This window comes from Tunturiibacter psychrotolerans, from assembly GCF_051013365.1.
In the GTDB taxonomy this organism is placed as follows: Bacteria; Acidobacteriota; Terriglobia; order Terriglobales; family Acidobacteriaceae; genus Edaphobacter; species Edaphobacter psychrotolerans_A.
Window position 1 is genome coordinate 6061248 of the sequence record NZ_CP132941.1, and the last position, 21092, is coordinate 6082339.

Sequence of the window (21092 nt, forward strand, 5' to 3'; positions counted from 1 at the left end):
TGACGGCCAACTCCTGACCGCTTGTCTCATTTTGGACGCCGCATGTCACTTTTCCTGCGGGCGCCCGTTCTTCGCGGCATATTGTTTCGTGAGCAGGAGCACCGACAAGATAGAGACAGGGACGCGGCATGAACGGATTAGTGAATAGAGTGATGGGTGGCATCGCCGGTTTGGCGGTGCTCGGGATGACCGCAACGCTGGCCGGCGCGCGGGCGCGAACGCCGGCCCCGGGTACGTCGTTCCGTGACTGTTCGAATGGTTGTCCCGAAATGGTGGTGATCCAACAAGGCAGGTTCACTATGGGGGCGCCGGCTGGGGAAGAAGCGCGCGAGAATCTACCCAGTGAAATTCGCGGAAGCTCGGTACCGCAGCATTTGGTCACGATCCGACACAAGCTCGCACTTGCCAAATTTGACGTGACAAGAGATGAGTACGCTCTGTTTGTCGGGGAAACAAAAAGGCCAGACTCCGATAGCTGCATCACGGTTAATGCGGCCGGAACCGGCTTCATTGCCATGAAGGGCAATTGGCATGCTCCAGGATTTCTGCAGACAGGAAGAGACCCCGTCGTCTGTGTGAGTTGGGACGATGCGCAGGCTTATGTGGCTTGGCTGAGCGCCAAGACAGGGCATATTTACCGATTGCCAACGGAAGATGAGTGGGAATACGCCGCGCGCGCGGGAACAACGACAGCGCGTTACGGTAGCGATAATCCGGCGGAGTTCTGCCGCTACACCAATGTTGGAGATCTGGACTATAGTGAGCAGCACCCTGGCGATAGCGGGGCAAATCGAGCGTGCCGCGATGGGTATGCATTCACGTCGCCGGTCGGAAGTTTTCCGCCGAACCAATTCGGCCTCGACGACATGCTTGGCAATGTCATGGATTGGACTGAAGATTGCTGGAACGCCAACTATAGCGGCGCACCTACTGATGGCACGGCGTGGCAGGCTGGAGACTGTGGTCGGCGCGTTGTGCATGGCGGTTCCTGGGACGCTGATCTTAGCGTCGTCCGCTCGGCTCATCGCCGTGGGCTCGCCACGTCCAAACGGGCTACCAGCTTGGGGTTCCGCGTGGCCAGAACGCTCTAGAGAAATTCAGCAAGGCAGCGGAACTTTACTCCCCAGCCTGCGTAGCAGATGAAAGGAGGCGGAGCGGGATGATATTAGACCAAGTGAAAGTGCGGATTCAGACGGCGGCTCTTTGTGGCACCGTTGTGTTGCTTTGTGCAGCTTTTCCGATTGGGCGAAGCTTTGCCGCTCAAACCGCCGATCGAAAGGACGGAGAGATTACAGAGCGCATTGTTCAAGTTCAGACTAAAGATGGCGTTCCCGACGCGGGGGCGCTCTTCTCTCCACCAAAGAGCGTAGCCAAGCCACTCGCCGTGATTTGGATTCATGGAGCGACCGTTAATTTCTACTCTCCAACCTATCTTGAAATCAGCAGAGACCTTGCAGCACGAGGCTACACGGTCATTGATGGGAACACCCGAACGCACGATCTTGGTAATGTCGAGACTGATCGTGGCGGCAAGCGCATCCGCGGCGGTACATACTGGGGAGTCCCCGGCGAACAGCAACGAGATATAGCTGCATGGATAGACTTTGCAGAGGGACTCGGGTTCAAACAGGTCGTCCTCGTGGGTCACAGTGCGGGCGCGAACGCTGTACGCGAATATCAAGCGCAGACCCAGGACCCACGCGTCGCGGGACTGATACTTGCTTCAGGAGATGTCCGCCCCGATACGAGGGTTCCACCTCCTGAATGGGTATCGAACGCAAAGCAAGACATTGCTGATGGGAAACCAGAAGAATTGGTGCAAGGCCCCTTTCTGAGTGCCGCCACCTTTCTGGACATCCTCAACAGACCTCCCGGATTCAAAGATTTCTTCGGAGAGCTGAGCACCGATGCGGGTGTCGCCCGCATTCAGTGTCCATTGCTCATTCTTTTAGGAACAGATGGAGACGTTGGAAACGAGAAGGACTTGGAAGAGATCAAATCTTCAATCAAACGGCTACCTACCCACCCAACACGCGTAGATACTGCTCTGATTCAAGGTGCCGGGCACATGTATGACGGGCACGAAGATGGTGTCTCACAGGTCATTGCAAGCTGGTCTGACAAACTACCGTCAGGTGAACCCGTGAAGAAGCGGACTAAGAGTCCATAACTAAGTCATCGGTTCAGTTTGTGCTGGATATCGCTGCCACATTTTGATTCGGGTTTCCCTCTGTGAACGAATCCGTTGGAACAGTATTTGACGTCCAACTCTAACCGCTTGTCTCATTTCGGCCACCGCATGTCACTTTTCCTACAATCAGTGGTTCTCCGCAGCATATGTTCAGTGAGCAGAAGCATCGCCACGTAGAGGAGTTCCACATGAAGAAGATTCTTACTCAGTATGGAGTGTTCGCGCTTGCGGTCGCTTTGATGATGCCGTTGGCGCATGCGCAAGCGCAGCCGGCAGGAGTTCGAGCTGCCTTCGGAAAAGATGCCGGAACGCTTTCCGACAAATTCACCGGACTCGCGCGCGTTATGTCGGGCAAGTACGACTGGAAGCCCGGCCAGGGCGTTCGCTCAGTTAGCGACGTGTTCAACCTGATCGTTACGGAGAACGGCATGCTCGCCGCCGCGCTCTCGGGCACACCGAATGCGGGGGCGAAGCCAGCTCCGATCACCGATCCGGAGAAAATGCAGGAAGCTCTGAAGACTTCTTACGTCAATCTGCAAAAAGCGATTACGGGACTTTCCGACAACGACCTGCAGGCGCCGGTGAAACTGTTCGGAAGAGACATGACGAAGCAGGCCGCGCTGATGCTGATTATCGAGGATCAACACGAGCATCTGGGGCAGTCGATCGCGTACGCGCGGACCAACGACGTGGTTCCGCCCTGGTCTAAGTAGGAGCGTCGCGGGGTTCTTTGCGGCATACTGTTCGATGAGCGAGGATTCGCATTGTTACACATAATCCAAGGCTTGCAGCATACGCCGAACGTGAAATCCATCTCTTCGCGGGCAAGGTTGTCTTGGATGAAGAACAAAGTCAAAGCATGAAAGTGGAGGGTTGTTGTTAGTGTTCATGAAACTAGTCAAATTATTCCGTCGTCTTTGTGTTCGAACGATTGCAGCGCAAATCACAGCTTCCGAACTTGTGGACGTAGCGACCGAGCCACGCTCTACTATTTCCCTAAAGCACCAACGAGGATCAGACTCTATGGGCGGATTCGGCCAGCTTATTGGCTGCGTGTTCCGAGACAGATGCGAATCGCGGGTCGTCGTCTCCTGTTTATTCGTTCTCCTGTGCAGCGCTGCGAAACCCATTCTTGCTGAAAATAATCCGGCGTGGACTACACCGCTCGCACCCTTTCGGATCGCTGACAACGTCTACTACGTAGGAAGCCAAGAACTTGCAAGCTACCTCATCATAACCTCTGACGGAAATATTCTTATCAATGCAAACCTTGCTAGCTCGCCATCACAAATCCGGACAAGCGTGGAGAAGCTTGGTTTTCATTGGAGCGACACCAGGATCTTGCTAAACAACCAAGCGCACTTCGATCACATGGCTGGAGCCGCCGAAGTTGTTCGCGAGACACACGCAAGGAATATGGTGATGGACGGAGACGTGAGCGTGGCCGAAAGCGGTGCGCGCACAGACTTCTTGTTTCCCTCGCCAAGTGTCCCCTTATACGCACCTGTACATGTGGACCGCGTTCTTCACGACGGGGACACTGTAGTTTTAGGAAATGTCACGTTGACAGCTCACAAGACGGCTGGCCACACCCGCGGATGCACCACATGGACGATGCGATCTCACATTCCAGGAGAGCCAGCCGGAACGATGAGGAATATCGTAATCGTTGGAGGCATGAGTTTCTGGTCGGAATATCACTTCGTTCCGACGTCCATGCATCCCGAGAGCTACCCCGGTATCGCCCAAGATTTTCAGCACACCTTCCTAACGTTGCGCAGGTTACCGTGCGACGTATTTCTTGGAGCTCACGGCGAGTATTTCGACCTGCTCACCAAACTGAAGCGCTATCCAAAAGCTGGCCCCGGTGTCTTCGTCGACCCTGCCGGCTATAAGGAGTTCGTTTCGGACGCGCAGAACACTTTTGAGAAGGCTCTGGCCGAACAGCAGGCTGCCGCGGTCAGACGATAGGAGAATGTTGTGAGCATTTCTTTTACATTCATCTTCCTGTGTGTAGGTTTCATACTGGGCATCCACCCACAGAGAGCTATGACGCAAACAGCGACTAACCCCATCGCTGCAGATGCAACCGTTGTCCTTCAAAGGGTTGCAATCCCGGAGACAAATCGCGAACTAGGTATGGGAATAGCAAACTTTTCTCCGAACGCAGCAAAACCCCGTCAAAAGGCGATCGGTCCCGAGACCTGCTATGTGCTCAGTGGAGAAGTAATAGTAGAAATGCAGGGCAGGCCGAAAAAGGTATACCGCACGGGGGAAAGCTTCCAAATTCCAGCAATGATCGCGCATCAGACCACCGCTGGGCAACACGGGGCGAAAGTTCTAGCCACATGGGTACACACTCCTGGCGACCAATTCAATATCCGGTCTCCACACTAGGGCAAGTTTCAAGCGGATAGCGTATGAGCGATGCAATAAGGCGTCCAGAGTATGTCAGGGAGAACTTGTAGATGATCCGCAAAATAGCTTTGTTGATCGGCCTTGTTGGCGTCTTCCAGCAAGCTCTTTCTCAGGCTTTGAAATTCAGTACGAGTGTTGGGAAATACGCTGATGTAGGTGGGTCAAAGATCTGGTACGAAGAATGCGGACCAAGCACACCCGGACCCGGAGTGGTACTCCTCCACGACGGGTTGTTGCACTCTGTCACCTGGGACGAGGTCTGGAAACCTCTATGTTCCAAATACCACGTTGTGCGATACGACCGCAGAGGATACGGCCGGTCTGATAGAGCTAGAGCCCCCTTTGTTCCCGAAGATGACCTTCTAAGCATCTTGCGAATAGTGCATATGGATCGAACCGTGATTATTGGGAACTCTTCAGGAGGAGGCTTGGCGATAGACTTCACTCTCGCTCATCCGGCAATGGTGTCGGCGTTGTTTCTGATTGGGCCTGTCGTTCACGGCATGGCTAACTCTGACTACTTCATCAAGCGGGGAGAGGAGAACGACACTCCCCTTTCTCATGGAGACGTAAGAGCTGCAGCGGAAAAATGGTCGAGGGACCGATTTCTGATTGCAGGGAACGAATCGGCTGCGCGCAAAAAACTTTATGACGTGTTGGCGGACAATCCGCAGAACCTGAAGTTTGGAGGCGAATTGGAAAAGCACCCTTCACCGTCGGCTGTTTCCCGTCTTTCAGAAATCACGGTGCCAACGCTCATCCTTGTGGGTGAGGCTGACATTGGCGATGTGTTTGCCTACGCGGGGGCGATAAAAGCAGCAGTACCCTCCGCCTCATTTGAAATCTGGAAAGATGTGGGCCATCTTATTCAAGCTCAACGGCCAGCAGATATGGTCACTCGTTTCGATCTCTTCTATAGCTTGGCGATGACAAAACAAAGCCGCGCCCGGTAAAGGGGGATGCGACATCATTGACAGCAACACCGTAGCAGTTGATTTTGTACTTCAAGAGAAGAAATATGACTAGGACTGAAATTTTAACGAACGAGATTGCGCGACCCGTTGGTCCGTTTTCTGTTGCAGTCACAACAGGCCAGGTCTTGTACCTCAGCGGGCTAGTGGCACAAGATCCAGGTTCGGGAAAGCTTATACCAGGCGGGATCACTGAACAGACGGAACAGATCTTCAAGAATGATGCGGCTATATTGCGGGCGGCTCGGAAGGATCTCTCTCATGTTGTGAAGGTGACAGTGCTGGGCGCATATCTGCTCAAGTACAACGCTGTATCAGCCAATACTGAGTCGCGGCTCGTAAGCCTCCAAGGCGTCCGGATGGGCCGCCCAAGTCATATTCACATTGCGCTCTCTAGCCGTGATGGAGTTCTCGAAGAGGTTCAGGTCGGCGGCGAGGCGGTGGTCGTCGGGGAGGGAAAGATTCGCGCATAGCCAGCTACTTGTTGCGAGCAGCAAGACTCAGACCGAACAAACGGAGATCCGTCCGGGTACGAGGAAGGTACGTATTTGCAAGGAGGTTTATGCGCGATGTCGTTTGTACCAGCAAGGCTCCCGGTGTTGGGCCTTACTCACAAGCTGTCAAGGCCGGTGGATTTATTTTCGTGAGCGGACAGCTTGCCCTCGATCCCGCTACCCGGCAGATCATCGAGGGTGACGCGCGGCAACAGACCGAACGCGCCCTTCAGAATATTGCAGCGATCCTCGAAGCCGCTGGATCCAACCTGAACAAAGTCGTGCGGTGCGGGGTGTTCCTGAAAAACATGAGTGACTTCGAAGCGATGAACGACGTGTACGGGGCAATCTTCGGTCCGCATCGCCCGGCACGTACAACCGTTGGGGCGGCACGTCTGCCCAAAGATAGCTTGGTGGAGATCGACGCTATCGCTCTGGAATAGAACGGAACAGGCTAACCGGGTTTAGCAAACTTACGCGAGAAAGTGCAGAAACGATACTCGATGTAGCGGAGAGTGATTGCTTCAGGAAGTCTCTATCTTCGCCCACGCGCTCAAGACTGTTAGGCATACTTTATGGATATGGATTGCTGTATCGGTATCATCGGCGGGCTCGGACCGGGAGCTGCTTCGCATTACTATCGAGCGCTGGCAGAGGCTCATGCCAAGCGGCGTCTCCCGCTCGACCTTGTCATGGTTCATGCCGAGACATCTCGGATATTTGAGTATGCTGAGGCGAGTGACCGTGAAGGTATGGCGCGATATCTAAAAAGCTTTGTTGATCGATTGAAGGCGGCGAAAGCGGATTGGGTTGTGATTCCAGCAGTGACGCCGCATCTTTGTATTCGAGAACTTCTCTCCATCTCGCCCTTGCCGGTGCTGAACATCTTTGATCCGCTCGTCAAAGAGCTTGCCAGACGCTCGGCCAGCCGAGTTGGTGTATTCGGTACTCGCTTTGTCATTGAGTCCGTCCTTTTTGGCATGGCTGATGGCGTGGAAGTAGTGCTACCGGCGAAAAACGAGATCGAGTACATCCATCGCACTTATTTAGAACTGGCTCAAGCAGGAGAGGGCTCCGAGTCGCAACATCGAGGTCTTACCAGCCTTGCGCTCGAATTCTGCGAGCGGGATAGGCTGGACGCGATTCTTCTCGCTGGTACCGACCTCTCACTGATTTTCAATGAAGCAAACACCCAGTTTCCGTACATCGACTGTGCTGCTTTGCACATTGAAGCGATTCTCAAGAAGGTGCTTCCAGAAGCCATAGGCTTAGTCGGTGCCTGAGCCGTCTTCAGATCTGAAGGGATCCGACGCAAACAAGGTTGTTGAGAAGGGTCGGTACGCCTTACCTGCGCTGTCTTTCTCGAAACGAACATTGGAATCACTTCCAGTTTGCCGATTACTCGGGATCGGGGAGAATTCGGTGCATGGCCGTTCTCACGCAGTTGTAGGTTTTCAATATCCCTGGGCTACCTTTTCTCGAAAAGATGGGCCAATCATTGTCGACATGCATACCGTCAAAGACTGGACGGCTTTGCCACCTTGGAGGCTTCAGTGCAAATACTGATAGTGGGCATCGGCGCGTTGGGAGGAACTATTGCGGCGCGTGCCATCCACGCAGGACTGCCTGTCCGGCTTGCGACTCGCAATACCGATTCCGCGAAGGCATTGCGGAGATCGGGTCTGCGAGTGTCTGGCATCGGAGGCGAGGTAAGGGCAAACGCTATCGACGTTGCCGCAGTTGAGGACTACGCAGAGAGAGATCAATTTGACCTGATCCTGCTTGCCACCAAAGCGCAGGACGCGCTGGAAGTCGCGCCCCACATGGTGGGCCTACTTGCCCCCAAAGGGGTTATATTGCCGATACAGAATGGCGGCGTTGCGCGGGCGCTTGCGGATCGTCTAGGCGAAGATAAGATCCTAGGTGGATTCTCAAATCTTGGTGCCACAATGGTAGAACCGGGCGTCTACGAGCAGAAGAATGCAGGGCATCTACTGATAGGCGAGCTTGCCGGTGGTGTGAGTGAGCGCGTCGAGCGGGTTGCGCGCGCCTTGGGCCGAGCGATTGAGGTCAAGGTATCTTCAAACCTGACTGGTGCCATCTGGTCGAAACTCCTGATCAATTGCTCGGTTACAACCCTCGGTGCGCTCTGTTCGCAGACCATGCGTCAATACATCGAAACGGAGGCAGGCAAGAAGGTCTTCCGACGGACGTACGAGGAAGCGTTGTCCGTGGCACTTGCGATTGGCACTCGGCTGGAGCGGCTGACCGTGGACCCGATTCCGCCCGGCTGGCCGAGCAAGTCTGCCGCAGAGGAAGAATACAAGGCGTGGGTGGAGACTGTCCTTGCTTTCTACGGAGACATCAAACCCTCTATGCTCCAGGACATTGAGCGCGGCCGTAAGACTGAGATCGACTTCATCAACGGCTATGTGGTGAAGTTAGGCCACGTATCCGGAGTGCCCGTACACATGAACGCCAGAATGACAGGCCTCATACACCAGATCGAGCGTGGGGATCTCCTTCCCTCACCAGATCGGATGAACGATCTGGCCGTCCAAACTGCGGACTGAGGTCGGCGCCGTAACTGAAACCCAAGTGACCCGTCTTTTGAGAAAGAGATTGGTCTCGCTCACATTGGGCATGCTTCATCATCCAAAGAGGGTTTCAGAGGGCGACGCCTGTTCATGTTGTTCAAGGTCATAGAACGGTTCAAATGTGACACGGGGCTCATCGGGGAGCGATTCAGACAAAAAGGCCGAATGCTGCCTGAGGGCGTACCGTACCACGCGAACTGGGTCGACTTGCCGGCCGTTCGGTGGTTTCAACTCATGGAAGCACCGGATTCAGAATCGCTGATGCCGTGGATCAGGTGTTGGAGTGACCTAATGGATCGAAATCATTCCGGTACTGACTTCTAACGATTTCTGGTCGACGATTCAATCTGAGTGAAATTCCTAAGCTCCGTTGCCCTGGTGGTTGCCTTGGCGATTCTTGACTGGCCCAACTCTTTTGTAGCGCTTATCCGCGAAGCGAGTGCCGAAGCTACCATTGAGGCGGCCTCGGCACCAGCGCTGCGGACCGGTTCTGCTCTGTGAACGAATCCCGTGACACATTTTTTGGCCGCCTAGTCTGACCGCTTGTCTCATCGCAGACACCGCATGTCACTTTTCCTACAAACCCCCGTTCTTCGCGGCATATGGTTCCGTCAGCGCCGGAGTATCGCCAAGAACGTTGCTGGGACGACCCCGGCGGCCGACGAGTTCTACAAGGGGAGAAGAAGCGAGTGAAATCGAGATTGGCAACTTACATGAACCTGGGGCGGCGCATTCTCGCTTCCACGTTACTGGCGATAACCGTGACCGTTGCAGCCGCGGCGCAAAATGCTCCTACCATCAGTTCCGATGAAGCGCGAAAAGCGATTCAAGCCGGTTACGCCGAGTGGACTAAAGCGCGTGTGGCGCTGGACATGAACACGATCGAGAGAATGCTGGCTGCTGATTTCTACGTCCAAACTGCTGACCAAAAACGTACCCGGCAAGAGTTTATCAATAGCATGCCTTCAGCCAAGGCAACGAAGTTTGATGCTAACGTGCTCACGGTCGAGCCCAGAGGCAATGACTGGTCCGTACTCGTATTTGAGAAAGTCGAGGTCGAGACCAAGGACAAAGACGGCAAAACGAGCAAGGGGTACCGAGTGCTGGTTGCAAGGGATGGCTGGAGAAAATTGAATGACAACCAGTGGACCATCTTATCTACCGAGCCACTGGGCCAGCAACGGTGGACGGAGAGTCCGCCGATCGCAAATTGGTAATGGGATTCAAGTGATGTCCTCTGCCGGCCCCAAGTTAGCGCGCAATTGCTGTTACCGGCGAAAAGTGACGTTAGGTTAATCGTTGAACCGTTCCTTCTACGGGATGAAGGTGTCAAACGTCGAGGCTCATACACGAATCCCGAAGGAGTCCTGAATGATTGATGTTTCCGGAAGCACGGCTCCTAATTTCCGCAAACCTATTCTGGCAATTGCAGTGGGCGGCCTGGTCGCCGGCACCTTGGACCTTATGCAAGCTTTTGCCCTCTTTGGAACGCGCGTTCCGCTCTTAGTTGCAGCGGGCCTGATGGGCCGACAGGCTTTACATGGGGGTGTATCCACTTATGTGCTGGGCGTCCTCCTGCACTTCTTTATCGCGCTCTCAGCTGCAGCTATTTACTATGCGGCGAGCCGTAAGCTGAACTTCTTGACCGGGCACTGGCTGGTATGCGGGTTGTTTTATGGGATTGCAGTCGAGCTGGTAATGAATCTCATCGTCCTACCTCTTTCCGCGCTTCACGCAAGAGGTCCCTACAAGCTTCACGATCTCCTTCATGGACTGATTGTGCACATGGTCGTGATCGGGCTGCCGATATCTTTCAGCGCTCGGCGGTTCGCAAGGGCAACTGAGCCAGTTCAGTGAACCGCATGTCACCGACGCGGTACCGCAGAACACGAGGCTTCAGGAAACTCGATTGAATTGCACAACAGGTCTGGCTGCTAAATGCATTCTTCCTGTTGGTTACCTGTAGGAGACGTATCGAAATTCCATTCCTGTGGGAATACAAAAGGTGACTTTACCGTGAAAGACAAACAAGACATACAACAAGGAACTCTCTCGCTGATGGTGCTCAAGACACTGGATGTCAGGGGACCGCAGCATGGCTGGGGAATTGCACGGCGCATCGAGCAGGTCAGCGGAGACCTTTTGGCTGTCAACCAGGGCACGCTATATCCCCTATTGCTCAAGCTCGAGCATGAAGGCTCAGTCACATCGGAGTGGGGCGCATCGGATAACAACCGCCGCGCGCGCTTCTATGACCTTACGAAGGCCGGCCGCAAACAACTTCAGGCAGAGACCCGCAATTGGGAACAGACCGCAGCGATCGTCGCACGCTTTTTCAACTTCAAGGCGGAGGATTTATTGTGAGATTCTTACGACGCTTTTTCATTCGTCTCTCAAACTTCGCCACCGCAAAGCGCGCCGACCAGCGTCTCCGTGAGGAACTGGCCGAGCATGTGGCCTTGCAGACTGAGGAGAACCTACGCTCCGGCATGTCGCCTGCGGAGGCGCGCAGGCAGGCCGCACTGAAGCTTGGCGCGGCCCAGGCCATCAGGGAGCACCACAACGCCGAGCAGGGTCTTCCGCTCGCTGAGAATCTCCTTCTCGATATCCGGTATGCGTTCCGCATGCTCTTGAGGGCTCCTGGATTTTCCCTTATTGTCATCGCCACCATTGCCCTCGGCATCGGAGCCACCACTGCCATCTACAGCGTCATCGATGCCACACTGCTGCATCCTTTGCCCTACCCCCACCCCAACGAGCTGGTGCGCATTCAAGCCAATCTTCCCGGCGTGGGCGCGCATGACATCGGCTTCTCCATTCCTGAGCTGAGAGACCTTCAGAACTCGGGAATCTTTCAAAGTGTGTCCCTCTGGTTTTTCGGCACCGATACTCTTACCGGCAGCGGCCAGCCCACGCGCATCGCTGGAAAGTCGGTCTCACCGACCTACTTCGCGGTGCTCGGCGTGCACGCTCAGTTGGGCCGCACCTTCGATCCGCACGACGCCACCCCCGGCTTCAACAATGAAGTCGTCATCAGCGATGGGTTCTGGAAGCGCGCATTAGGGGCCGACCCGAACATTGTCGGCAAAACTCTGCGCGTTGACAACGATCCCGCTCTTGTTGTCGGCGTCATGCCCGCCAGCTTCCGCGACCAGGGCCAAACCAACGAGCAGGTCGGTACCGAATTGTGGGCGGCGACCGGATTTATCGCTGACCCCTCCTCACCCCTGGTGCGCGGCACGCGTACCCCCTATCAGACCATCGCGCGCCTTCAGCCAGGTCTATCGGCTGCGGAAGCACAGGGGCGTATCGATGCCCTCGTTGCATCGCTAAAAAAGCAATATCCGGCGGATTATCCATCGCAAGGCGCGTGGGCTATCCATCTCACTCCCCTGGCCGAGAGTCTCGTCGGCAACGTTCGCCAGTCGCTCATTCTGCTGTTTGGCGCGGTCGGCCTGGTCCTGCTGATCAGCTGCGTCAACGTCGCCAATCTGCTTCTCGCTCGCGCCAGCGCGCGCGGACGCGAAATGGCCGTTCGCCAGGCTTTGGGAGCCGCAAGAATGCGGCTAGTCCGGCAGCTCTTTACTGAGAGCTTGTTACTCTTCGTGCTTGGCGGTTTCGCCGGTTTCGCCGTTCTCTTCTGCGCCCAAAAATTCCTTTTGCAATTTGTTCCCGAAAGCCTGCCGCGCCTCAATAATATCTCCATCAGTTGGGGCGTGCTGGCGTTTGCCATCGTTGTTTCCGTCGCCGCCGGAACCATCTTCGGACTTGTCCCCGCGTTTCTCACAAGCCGCCTTAATTTGACGGCGACCCTCCGGCAGGAAGGTCGCGGCTCTAGCGGTTCCCGGCGGAGTTCGCGCTTGCGCCATGTTCTGGTGATTGGTGAATTAGCCCTCTCCTTGGTGCTGATGGTAGCCGCCGGCCTTCTGCTACGCAGCTTCTGGGACTTGTTCAACGTGCAACTCGGCTTCAATCCCACTCGAGTGATGGCAATCGAGAGTTCGCTGCCGAATCCTAACGATCCCAGTACCGACATTTATCGAACTGCCACGCAAGAAGCGGTGTTCCTGCGGGAAACTCTCCGTCGAATCCGGACGCTTCCGGGAGTAGAAGAAACCGCCGTCAGCGATCGGCAGGCGATCCCACTCGGCCATGGCCAGAACGATCGCAGACTGGTTCCATTGGTTCGCGAGGGCCAGGAAGGGCAGGACCGACAGCCACCGTTGCTGGATACATCGATCGTCTCCCCGGACTATTTCCACGTGCTGGGTATGACTCTTGTGCGTGGACGCTTCTTCGTCGATCAGGACCTCGAATCGACGCCTCTGGTCGCAGTCATCAACCAGGCTGCGGCCCGCACCTACTGGCCTAATCAGGACCCGGTCGGCAAGCGAGTCCGTATGTTGGGCCGTTTGGGCCGTGCCAGGCCGGACGCGACCACCATCGTCGGCGTCATTGCCGATGCGCACACAGAGTCGCTCGCGGACGCAAGTGTCCCGCAGATGTACCTGGACCTCTATCAGCGGCCGGCCAAGTTTATTGCGTTCTACTTGCGTGGAGCGGTCGATCCCGCCGCCATCTCCGAGCAGGTGCGCACACAGATACAGGCTGTCGATCCGGAGCTTCCTGTCTTCCATCCGCAGACGTTGAACGACGTTCTCGCCTCATCGCTTTCAGTGCGGCGATTCTCCATGGAAATGGTCGCGCTATTTGCCATAACCGCCCTGCTGTTAGCGGGCCTGGGAATCTATGGCACCATTTCGTTCTTGGTCAATGAGCAATCGCGCGAGATCGCCATTCGCCTGGCGTTGGGCGCGCAAAGGCGCAATATCCTCGCTATGGTTCTGCGCCAAGGGCTCACTCTGGCCGGCGCCGGCGCCGGCGTAGGCCTGGTAGGCGCGCTTATTGTTTCTCATTTGATGGCTAGCCTGCTCTACGGTGTCTCGCCCTACGATCTCTCCATCTTCGCTGGCGTGACCGCGGCGCTCACCGCCGTCGCCATCGCCGCCAGTTACGTCCCTGCGCTGCGCGCGATGCGCCTCGATCCGATCACGACACTCCAGTCCGGATAAGCTTTTGGCGCTGGAAGCGTGAAGCTCAAGCTCAGTATCCGCGTTTGAACGGAGCGAATCGGTTCACAACGCGCACTCAAAAGAATGTGAAAGGCGCTCGGAATTGGGCCCGATTCTTACCGGATTGCGCATCGGTTGAATTAATCAACCAAGGAGATATGTCATGACTCGTAGCTTCGCTTTTATGGTGTCTTGTTTTCTTGTGGGACTGACGCTCAATGCGAGCGCACAGCAGTCCGCACCCGCCACACCAACGCCGCCTCCGGTGGTGGGGACACTCGCGGGGCATCCAGACTGGCCTGCCGCGAAGGACTCAGCGGATGTGGACACTGTGGACCACCTCGTCGCTTCGCTGTACGACGTGATTTCCGGCCCAGCCGGTAACCGTGATTGGCAGCGCTTCCGCTCATTGTTCTTGCCCGATGGCAGGATTGGCTCAATTCATCCTGATTTTCCCGCGTCGAAAGACAAACCCGCACGCAAGGGCGATGTAGTCTTCCTGACCCCCGACATGTTCGCCCAACAAAACGACCCCTACTTCAAGACGACCGGCTTTTTCGAGCGGAGCATAGCGAACCGAGTCGAGGAGTTTGGCGATCTTGTCGAGGTGTGGAGCACGGACGAAGGCCGGGACGCGAAGGACGACGCTAAGCCATCCTCGCGAGGCATCAATTCGTTCCAGATTGTGCATGCTCGCGGACGTTTCTGGATCGCCAGTCTTCTTTTTGATAATGAGCGGCCAGGGCTTACGCTGCCCGCGAAGTATCTGATAACGGCGGCGTATGACCAGAACGTTGACCAGAGTCCCGCAATAGCGACCATTATGTGCAGCGAAACCAGTCTTCCAGACACTCCCTCATGGCGGCTCTCCGCCGCACTCTCGGGCAGCTATGACGGGGAGGAGGGCTTCAAGAGTAAAGGAGCAGAGTATCGCGATGCAGGACAGAGCGAATGCTTCTCCGATCCCACCTGTGGGGTTGAACCAAAACTCCAGTGAAGTCCCGTATGCACTGGATCGCAAATTGGGACTTGTACCCTCGGCCATTAGACATTCAGGTCAATCGCGGTAGATCTAGCAAATCGAGACTTAACTTCACAAAGTTGTAGCCATCCCAGCCTCCTTCGGGATGCTGATGAATCAACCATAGCGAGTTCTCAAGGATCACTCCCCATAATGGATATTTCACGACCTGACATACGAAAGCGAAAGCTGCGCTATCGACTCACCCTAGCGGCCATTGGGCTGACCCTGGTTGTCATAGGTGCCTGGTTCATTCTTCGACTAAAACCAGCGGTTCCAACCGTGGATAGTGCTGTCTGGACCGACACCGTCAAACGCGGCCCGTTTCTTCGTCAAGTACGCGGACCGGGATCACTGGTAGCACGTGAAGATCGTATTCGCCTCATCCCAGCGGAGACCGAGGCAACCGTCGTGAGGATTCGGGTACTGCCGGGTGCCCGCGTCGAACCGGAAACTGTGGTCATGGATCTTGTTGATCCCGAGTTGCAGCAGCAGTTGCTGGACGCCCAACTACAATTCGAAGCCGCCAAGGCGGATTACAAGAACACTCAGGCCAGGCTGCAGAGCGACTTGATGACGCAGCGCGCCGGTGCCGCGACGGTGGGTGCCGATCAAAAGCAGGCGCTGTTGCAGGCGCAGACAGATAAGAATCTCTATGACCTCGGCGTCATTAGCGGACTTACGTACAGCGCGTCGAGGGGTAAGGCCGAAGAGTTGAACGTGCGCAATGACTTGGAGACACAGCGGCTAGATCTCAACCAGAAGGCCATTGCCACCGAACTTGCGGTACAGCAGACCAAGGTCCAGCAAGCCGCGGCCGTTCTTGCGCTGCGACAGAAGCAGCAAGACGCTTTGAGTGTGCGCGCCGGCATCTCCGGTGTACTCTCCGACCTTCCTCATCAGGTGGGTGAGCACGTCGCCATTGGTGCGACCCTCGCCAAAGTAGTTCAACCAGATCAGCTCAAGGCAGCGCTCAAGATCCCGGAGACCCAAGCTCGGGACATTCAGATCGGCCAACCTGCAGAAATCGACACCCATAACGGTCTTATCTCCGGCAAGGTGACGCGCATCGACCCCGCTGTCCAAAACGGCACGGTTACGGTAGACGTCGAGCTTCTTGGTGATCTACCGCAGGGTGCACGCCCTGACCTCTCCGTTGACGGCACGATTGATCTCGACCGTCTGGCGGACGTGCTCTACGTCGGACATCCTGCAATCGGCAACGAAAACTCTACGATTAGTCTCTTTCGCCTAGCGCCAGATGGTAAGTACGCGACCCGCGTGCCCGTCAAAATCGGCCGTGCGTCAGTCAACAGTATCCAAATCATCGGGGGTCTCCAAGTCGGGGACAAGGTCATTCTCTCTGATATGTCGCGCTGGGACTCCGCTGATCGCGTCAAGCTTCAGAGCCAGTAATTCGAAAGGAAAATTAGGATCTCATGAATGATCTCTCGCAGTCCAACATCATCCACATCGAGCAGCTTACCAAGGTCTTTTACACTGACGAGCTCGAAACGCACGCCCTCGCTGGTGTTCACCTGTCCATTGCACCCGGTGAATACGTCGCGATGTCAGGACCTTCTGGCTGTGGCAAATCGACACTGCTCTCGATCCTCGGCTTGCTGGATACGCCGACCACCGGTCAGTACACACTCAACGGAAAAGCCGTGGCTAACCTCGGCTTCGCTGACCGCTCCCGTATCCGCAACCAGGAGATTGGTTTCATCTTCCAGAGCTTCAACCTGATCGGCGACCTCACGGTCTTCGAGAACGTCGAGCTGCCCCTCACGTATCGTGCCGGCATGGCAGGCGCCGAACGCAAGGAGCGCGCACTGCATGCGCTGGAGCGCGTGAATATGGCACATCGCACGAGCCACTATCCAGCACAGCTCTCGGGTGGTCAACAACAACGTGTCGCCGTTGCCCGCGCGCTTGCAGGCTCACCTTCGATCCTCTTAGCTGACGAGCCAACTGGAAATCTCGACTCCAAAAACGGCGAGGCCGTCATGCGCCTCATGCAGGACCTCCATTCCGAGGGCGCAACGATCTGCATGGTGACTCACGACCCGCGCTTCGCCGCACACGCTGAACGCCAGATCCACCTGTTCGACGGCAAGGTCGTTAGCGAAGACGAGTTGCTTCGACTGCTCGCCGCATCTGAAGAGAGCACCTCCACCGGAACTGCTGTCTAGACTATGCCCCTAAGCTCGCGCCTTACTTTCGCCTTCGCCGTCACACTCACCAGCGCTGCTCTGCTTCCTTTAGCGAGCACGGAAGGGTACGCCCAGACCACGCTCGCTGCGCAGACTCCCGCCGCTCCGCAACCCACGCTACGGCTCGACATCCCTCATTCCTGGAATCCCTTGTCCGCATATCGCAGCACCCCGGTCGCCGAGCCCAATCTCGCCAACTCAGCGCACATCGACAACCTCATCTCGGAAGGGGTACTTCACCTGTCCCTCAAGGATGCTATCGAGCTCGCGCTCGAAAACAATCTCGACCTCGCCATCGCTCGCTACAACATTCCCATCGCCAAGGCCGATATTCTCCGCACTCAGGCAGGCGGCGTCTTCCGCGGCGTCAACACCGGTGTCGTTCGGAACACCCCCGGCGGCGGCGGCGCGGACCTCGGTTCCAGCACCGGGGGCGGTGCGGGTGGCACCAGCGGTGGCGCGGGCGGTGCGGGTGGAGGTGCGGGCGGTCTCGTCGAGTCTACCCTCGGCAGCGGCTCGTCCGTCTCCTCCTATGACCCAACCATCAGCATCACCGGTTGGGACGAACACTACACCCAGCCCCTCGCCAACACCGTCGGTTACGGCGTCCCCACCTTGCGCAGCAACGGCATCTACGGAGAGTTCAATTACACGCAGGCCTTTGCCACCGGCACGACGCTGACTTTCCTGCTCAACAACGACCGGATAGCCACTAACAGTTTGGACAACATCCTTACCCCGGAGCTCGACAGCTACTATCGCGTCGAGTTCCAACAACAACTCCTCTCCGGCTTTGGTTTGGGTCCTAACCTCCGTTACCTCCGCATCGCCCGCAACAACCAGAAGATCTCCGACCAGGCCTTCCAACTTCAAGTAGTCAGCACCGTTACTCAAATCGAAAACATCTACTGGGACCTCGTCAGTGCTTACGAAGACGAGAAGGTCAAGCAGGCCTCGCTCGACTTCGCGAACCAAACCCTCGAGAGCGATCGTAAACAGGTAGCCATTCAGGCCATTCCGGCCTTGGATGCACTCAAAGCCGAAGGCGAAGTAGCGAACCGCGAGCAGGACCTGACCATCGCCAAGTCCAACCTCCAGTTCCAGGAGCTCCTCATCAAGAACGCCTTGACCAAGAACCTTGATGACCCCATCCTTGAGGCCATGCCCGTCCAGCCCACCGATCTCAGCACCGTGGCCGCTGATTCTGTCTTCGCCACCGCCGCGCCTACTGAAGACATCATTCAAGAAGCTCTCAGGAGCCGCATTGAGCTCTCCGAGTCCTCAATTGATCTCAAGAACCGCGATATCTCCCTCGCCGCCATTCGCAACTCGCTTCTGCCTTCGCTTGCCCTCACCGCCTGGTACGGCGGAACCGGTCTAGGCGGTCTAGACAACGCCGCCTCAGGAATTCCATCCGTCTCTCCCACTAGTAACTCCGGCGAGCTCGCAAATGCTTTCAAGAACGATGCTCCAGACTACTATGTTGGCCTCTCACTCAACGTCCCGTTGCGTAATCGCGTCTCCAAGTCCGACGAGTACCGCGCCGGACTGGAACTTCGCCAAGCCCAGCTCCGTGCTGAACAATTGCAGAAGCAGATTCGCATTGAAGTTCGCAATGCCCAATATGCCCTAGAGCAAGGCGCGGCCCGTGTAACCTCCGCACTCAAGGCTCGGGACCTCGCTCAAAAGACCTTTGAGATTACGGCCAAGGAGCAGTCTCTCGGCGCAGGGTCCGCCTTGCAGACCCTTTCCTCACGCCACGACCTGGCTACGGCAGAGTCCGCTCTCGTGGGCGCTCGCACTGCCTACCAGAAGGCCCGCGTTGAACTGGACCGCGCCACAGGTAGAACGCTCGCGGTCAACGCAATTTCGATAGATTCTGCCCGTAGAGGTGTCGATGCAGCGGCACCGGTTAAGCGGTAATCATGATGATGAGAGGAGCAGACCAGAGTTTTGGAGCAGAGAACGAAGTTTCACGATACGTGCGGCGCGCCAATCTGACTGCTGAAGTCTTGTTCCGGGGCAAATGGAAACTTCAAATCCTCTGTGCTATGCGGTCTGGTCCTGTTCGACTCGGTCAACTCGCAAGGATCGTTCCTGGGGCCTCCAAAAAGATGCTAACCCAAAACTTGCGCCAATTGGAAGCTGATGGAATCGTCGTTCGAAAGGACATGAGCGATCTCGTGCTTCATATCGAATACGAGTTGGCTGAAAGTACGAGAGAAGGGGTTTGTGCCCTTCTGGATCACCTGGCAAAGTGGGGAGGCCTTCAATTTGGAAAATTGGGAAATGACAAAAAATAGGTTCAGTAAGCGGCGAACAACTGGCATCATGCCTATCTCACGGAACTGCAGGGGAATGTACAGGAGGAGGAATGAGGCTGTTGCGAAACTCGCTGACTACACGAAGGAGTTTCACCGATCACTCCGAGCTGCGTTGCGTCTTGGCTAGAGAAGCTCGCTCTCCCTGGCATGCCTTGGTTGAAGAGGGCGAACAGATAAACAGGAGAATCTATGACTTGTAAAACGAGGACACTGACAGCTCTCATACCCTTTTTGCTCTTCGGCTCGAGAACATCGCTCTCGCAGTTTCCTTCGTTTCAATTTATGCAAAAGTTCGGGCCCTATTCCGTGGGCCTAAAGGTGGTGGATCAGTACGATCCTTCACGACAGTTTCCCGCCAAAGCTGATGGTCCCGGAGCACCTGCCCGGCAACGAAGCCGCCCTCTGCAGACGCTCATCTGGTATCCGGCGCTCAAAAGCACGACTAAGCCAATGACAGTTGGAGATTATGTGGCATTGGCAGATACCGAAATTTCTTTCGACGCGCCTGATCCGGGGCACAACAAATGGCGCAGACGGTTGAAAAGTTCCTTCGATGTTCCGCTGTGGGCGGTGCGCGACGCACAAATGGCGCAGGAGCACTTCCCGGTTCTCATTTACGCTCCCAGCGATTCATCCATAGCATGGGAAAATGCCGATCTGTGCGAGTACCTTGCCAGCCATGGCTATGTCGTTCTTGCCAGTCGGTCGATGGGAGTGTCGACGGGTGATATGACTGACGACCTGGCGGGGATTGACTCCCAGGCTCGCGACATCTCATTCCTCATTACCTATGCCGAAACGCTCTCCGACTCGGACGTGTCCAAGGTCGCAGTTGTGAGCTGGAGTTGGGGAGGAATATCGAGTTTGTTCGCTGCTGCGCGGGACCCTCGCATTCAGGTCTTGGCCGAGATGGACGGCAGCATACGCTATTACCCAAGCTTCGTGGCAAAAGCTGGATCTATTCACCCGGAGCAATTGAATGTCCCACTTCTCTTCTTTACCTCAAACAGAGAAAACTTTATCGAGGACATCGAGCACTCCGGCATGGACATGACAGGGCACAACGTCCTGAATGAGTGGACACATGCGGATCTCATGACGGTCAATATGTTAGGAATGTCCCATCCTGAATTCTCCTCGATGATTGAACGCTTCAAGACACCCAAAGATTTCGCGGAGTGGGATCAGGTCGCAGATTATGGACGGAACGACGCCAATACGAGCTACTCTTGGGTTGCACTTTACATGCTTCAGTTTCTGAATGCCTACGTTAGGCATGACTCTGCGGCGAAGGCGTTTCTGGGTAGAACTCCCGCTGAAAACGGCGTCCCCATGCACATCATGGGAATTATATTCCGTCCTGGATCGTTTGCCGAGATAATGCGATCCGCTGCTCGGACAGGAGAGGAGAGCGCGTGGAAGGCATTCCAAAGCTTCGCTGCCGATCCCAAGCACCTTTACATGACAGGCGAAGAGGAGACGATCAATAGGCTTGGCTATACCCTTCTTCAGGAAAAGGATCCGTCGTCAGCCGTTGTGCTGTTCAAATTGAACACAAGGGCCTATCCCGGTTCCGCGAATGCGTGGGACAGCCTTGGAGATGGTTACGAGGCGATGAGCGATATCCAAGATGCGCGTATGTCATATGCGCGATCTGTCGAGTTGAATCCTGACAATGAGCACGCGAAGGTTGAACTGGTCAAACTGGGCCAATCTAGGCGAAGCAGTAGCAGCTACCCGAGTGCAAGACACTCCCAATAGATTTTATGAAGGTCAACATCGACCAGCCCT

General features: G+C 55.9%; 21 protein-coding genes. All 21 read left to right on the plus strand.

All coding sequences use genetic code 11. The annotated features are described in order from the left end of the window. Nucleotides 1-128 precede the first annotated feature (128 nt). Entirely contained in the window at nucleotides 129-1091 is a 963-nt protein-coding gene (locus RBB76_RS25795; protein WP_429634113.1) for a formylglycine-generating enzyme family protein, read from the plus strand. Between the two features lie 68 nt (nucleotides 1092-1159). Next, the gene (locus tag RBB76_RS25800) at nucleotides 1160-2170 is read left to right on the plus strand and encodes an alpha/beta hydrolase (RefSeq protein ID WP_429634115.1); all 1011 of its coding nucleotides are present in this window, start codon (nucleotides 1160-1162) and stop codon (nucleotides 2168-2170) included. A gap of 209 nt (nucleotides 2171-2379) precedes the next feature. Then, complete coding sequence (locus RBB76_RS25805) at nucleotides 2380-2904, plus strand: DinB family protein (protein WP_429634117.1); 525 nt, start codon at nucleotides 2380-2382, stop codon at nucleotides 2902-2904. Nucleotides 2905-3214: 310 nt separating this feature from the next. Further along, complete coding sequence (bla, locus tag RBB76_RS25810; protein WP_429634119.1) at nucleotides 3215-4162, plus strand: subclass B3 metallo-beta-lactamase; 948 nt, start codon at nucleotides 3215-3217, stop codon at nucleotides 4160-4162. A gap of 9 nt (nucleotides 4163-4171) precedes the next feature. Continuing rightward, nucleotides 4172-4588 carry a cupin domain-containing protein gene (locus RBB76_RS25815; protein ID WP_429634121.1) on the plus strand — a complete coding sequence of 139 codons (417 nt, stop codon included), beginning with the start codon at nucleotides 4172-4174 and terminating at the stop codon, nucleotides 4586-4588. A gap of 71 nt (nucleotides 4589-4659) precedes the next feature. Next, on the plus strand, nucleotides 4660-5562 hold the full coding sequence (locus tag RBB76_RS25820) for an alpha/beta fold hydrolase (RefSeq protein WP_429634123.1): 903 nt from the start codon (nucleotides 4660-4662) through the stop codon (nucleotides 5560-5562). 65 nt (nucleotides 5563-5627) lie between these two features. Then, nucleotides 5628-6053 carry a Rid family hydrolase gene (locus RBB76_RS25825; protein WP_429634125.1) on the plus strand — a complete coding sequence of 142 codons (426 nt, stop codon included), beginning with the start codon at nucleotides 5628-5630 and terminating at the stop codon, nucleotides 6051-6053. Between the two features lie 89 nt (nucleotides 6054-6142). Next, nucleotides 6143-6517: a Rid family detoxifying hydrolase gene (locus tag RBB76_RS25830; protein ID WP_429634127.1), complete on the plus strand. Its 375-nt coding sequence runs from the start codon at nucleotides 6143-6145 to the stop codon at nucleotides 6515-6517. Nucleotides 6518-6649: 132 nt separating this feature from the next. Further along, nucleotides 6650-7357 (plus strand): aspartate/glutamate racemase family protein, encoded by a 708-nt coding sequence (locus RBB76_RS25835; protein ID WP_429634129.1) that lies wholly within the window; start codon nucleotides 6650-6652, stop codon nucleotides 7355-7357. A 270-nt stretch (nucleotides 7358-7627) separates the two neighbouring features. Further along, the gene (locus RBB76_RS25840; protein WP_429634131.1) at nucleotides 7628-8647 is read left to right on the plus strand and encodes a ketopantoate reductase family protein; all 1020 of its coding nucleotides are present in this window, start codon (nucleotides 7628-7630) and stop codon (nucleotides 8645-8647) included. Between the two features lie 114 nt (nucleotides 8648-8761). Beyond that, nucleotides 8762-8995, plus strand: a complete 234-nt coding sequence (locus RBB76_RS25845) for a DUF3303 domain-containing protein (RefSeq protein ID WP_429634133.1) — start codon at nucleotides 8762-8764, stop codon at nucleotides 8993-8995. Between the two features lie 365 nt (nucleotides 8996-9360). Then, nucleotides 9361-9888, plus strand: a complete 528-nt coding sequence (locus RBB76_RS25850; protein ID WP_429634135.1) for a hypothetical protein — start codon at nucleotides 9361-9363, stop codon at nucleotides 9886-9888. 154 nt (nucleotides 9889-10042) lie between these two features. Further along, a complete protein-coding gene (locus tag RBB76_RS25855; protein WP_429634137.1) occupies nucleotides 10043-10528 on the plus strand; it encodes a hypothetical protein in 486 nt (161 codons plus the stop codon). 159 nt (nucleotides 10529-10687) lie between these two features. Beyond that, nucleotides 10688-11035 (plus strand): PadR family transcriptional regulator, encoded by a 348-nt coding sequence (locus RBB76_RS25860; RefSeq protein ID WP_429634139.1) that lies wholly within the window; start codon nucleotides 10688-10690, stop codon nucleotides 11033-11035. Further along, the gene (locus RBB76_RS25865) at nucleotides 11032-13743 is read left to right on the plus strand and encodes an ADOP family duplicated permease (RefSeq protein ID WP_429634141.1); all 2712 of its coding nucleotides are present in this window, start codon (nucleotides 11032-11034) and stop codon (nucleotides 13741-13743) included. Before RBB76_RS25860 ends, RBB76_RS25865 begins: the two co-directional genes overlap by 4 nt. Nucleotides 13744-13906: 163 nt before the next feature. Further along, the gene (locus RBB76_RS25870) at nucleotides 13907-14740 is read left to right on the plus strand and encodes a hypothetical protein (RefSeq protein WP_429634143.1); all 834 of its coding nucleotides are present in this window, start codon (nucleotides 13907-13909) and stop codon (nucleotides 14738-14740) included. A 177-nt stretch (nucleotides 14741-14917) separates the two neighbouring features. Beyond that, entirely contained in the window at nucleotides 14918-16180 is a 1263-nt protein-coding gene (locus tag RBB76_RS25875; RefSeq protein ID WP_429634145.1) for an efflux RND transporter periplasmic adaptor subunit, read from the plus strand. A 23-nt stretch (nucleotides 16181-16203) separates the two neighbouring features. Beyond that, nucleotides 16204-16956: an ABC transporter ATP-binding protein gene (locus tag RBB76_RS25880; RefSeq protein WP_429634147.1), complete on the plus strand. Its 753-nt coding sequence runs from the start codon at nucleotides 16204-16206 to the stop codon at nucleotides 16954-16956. A gap of 3 nt (nucleotides 16957-16959) precedes the next feature. Further along, nucleotides 16960-18900, plus strand: coding sequence for a TolC family protein (locus RBB76_RS25885; protein WP_429634149.1), 1941 nt, complete (start codon nucleotides 16960-16962; stop codon nucleotides 18898-18900). A gap of 2 nt (nucleotides 18901-18902) precedes the next feature. Then, entirely contained in the window at nucleotides 18903-19280 is a 378-nt protein-coding gene (locus tag RBB76_RS25890) for a winged helix-turn-helix transcriptional regulator (RefSeq protein WP_429634151.1), read from the plus strand. Between the two features lie 495 nt (nucleotides 19281-19775). Beyond that, nucleotides 19776-21062: a dienelactone hydrolase family protein gene (locus RBB76_RS25895; RefSeq protein WP_429634153.1), complete on the plus strand. Its 1287-nt coding sequence runs from the start codon at nucleotides 19776-19778 to the stop codon at nucleotides 21060-21062. The last annotated feature ends 30 nt before the right edge of the window (nucleotides 21063-21092 follow it).

Excerpts from the sequence above, each read along its gene's own strand:
- RBB76_RS25880 (WP_429634147.1), top strand. The coding sequence starts at position 16,204 with ATGAATGATCTCTCGCAGTCCAACATCATCCACATCGAGCAGCTTACC.
- RBB76_RS25855 (WP_429634137.1), top strand. The coding sequence starts at position 10,043 with ATGATTGATGTTTCCGGAAGCACGGCTCCTAATTTCCGCAAACCTATT.
- RBB76_RS25885 (WP_429634149.1), top strand. The coding sequence starts at position 16,960 with ATGCCCCTAAGCTCGCGCCTTACTTTCGCCTTCGCCGTCACACTCACC.
- RBB76_RS25800 (WP_429634115.1), top strand. The coding sequence starts at position 1,160 with ATGATATTAGACCAAGTGAAAGTGCGGATTCAGACGGCGGCTCTTTGT.
- RBB76_RS25805 (WP_429634117.1), top strand. The coding sequence starts at position 2,380 with ATGAAGAAGATTCTTACTCAGTATGGAGTGTTCGCGCTTGCGGTCGCT.
- RBB76_RS25875 (WP_429634145.1), top strand. The coding sequence starts at position 14,918 with ATGGATATTTCACGACCTGACATACGAAAGCGAAAGCTGCGCTATCGA.
- RBB76_RS25830 (WP_429634127.1), top strand. The coding sequence starts at position 6,143 with ATGCGCGATGTCGTTTGTACCAGCAAGGCTCCCGGTGTTGGGCCTTAC.
- RBB76_RS25825 (WP_429634125.1), top strand. The coding sequence starts at position 5,628 with ATGACTAGGACTGAAATTTTAACGAACGAGATTGCGCGACCCGTTGGT.
- RBB76_RS25845 (WP_429634133.1), top strand. The coding sequence starts at position 8,762 with ATGTTGTTCAAGGTCATAGAACGGTTCAAATGTGACACGGGGCTCATC.
- RBB76_RS25835 (WP_429634129.1), top strand. The coding sequence starts at position 6,650 with ATGGATATGGATTGCTGTATCGGTATCATCGGCGGGCTCGGACCGGGA.
- RBB76_RS25890 (WP_429634151.1), top strand. The coding sequence starts at position 18,903 with ATGATGATGAGAGGAGCAGACCAGAGTTTTGGAGCAGAGAACGAAGTT.
- RBB76_RS25870 (WP_429634143.1), top strand. The coding sequence starts at position 13,907 with ATGACTCGTAGCTTCGCTTTTATGGTGTCTTGTTTTCTTGTGGGACTG.
- RBB76_RS25820 (WP_429634123.1), top strand. The coding sequence starts at position 4,660 with ATGATCCGCAAAATAGCTTTGTTGATCGGCCTTGTTGGCGTCTTCCAG.
- bla (WP_429634119.1), top strand. The coding sequence starts at position 3,215 with ATGGGCGGATTCGGCCAGCTTATTGGCTGCGTGTTCCGAGACAGATGC.
- RBB76_RS25795 (WP_429634113.1), top strand. The coding sequence starts at position 129 with ATGAACGGATTAGTGAATAGAGTGATGGGTGGCATCGCCGGTTTGGCG.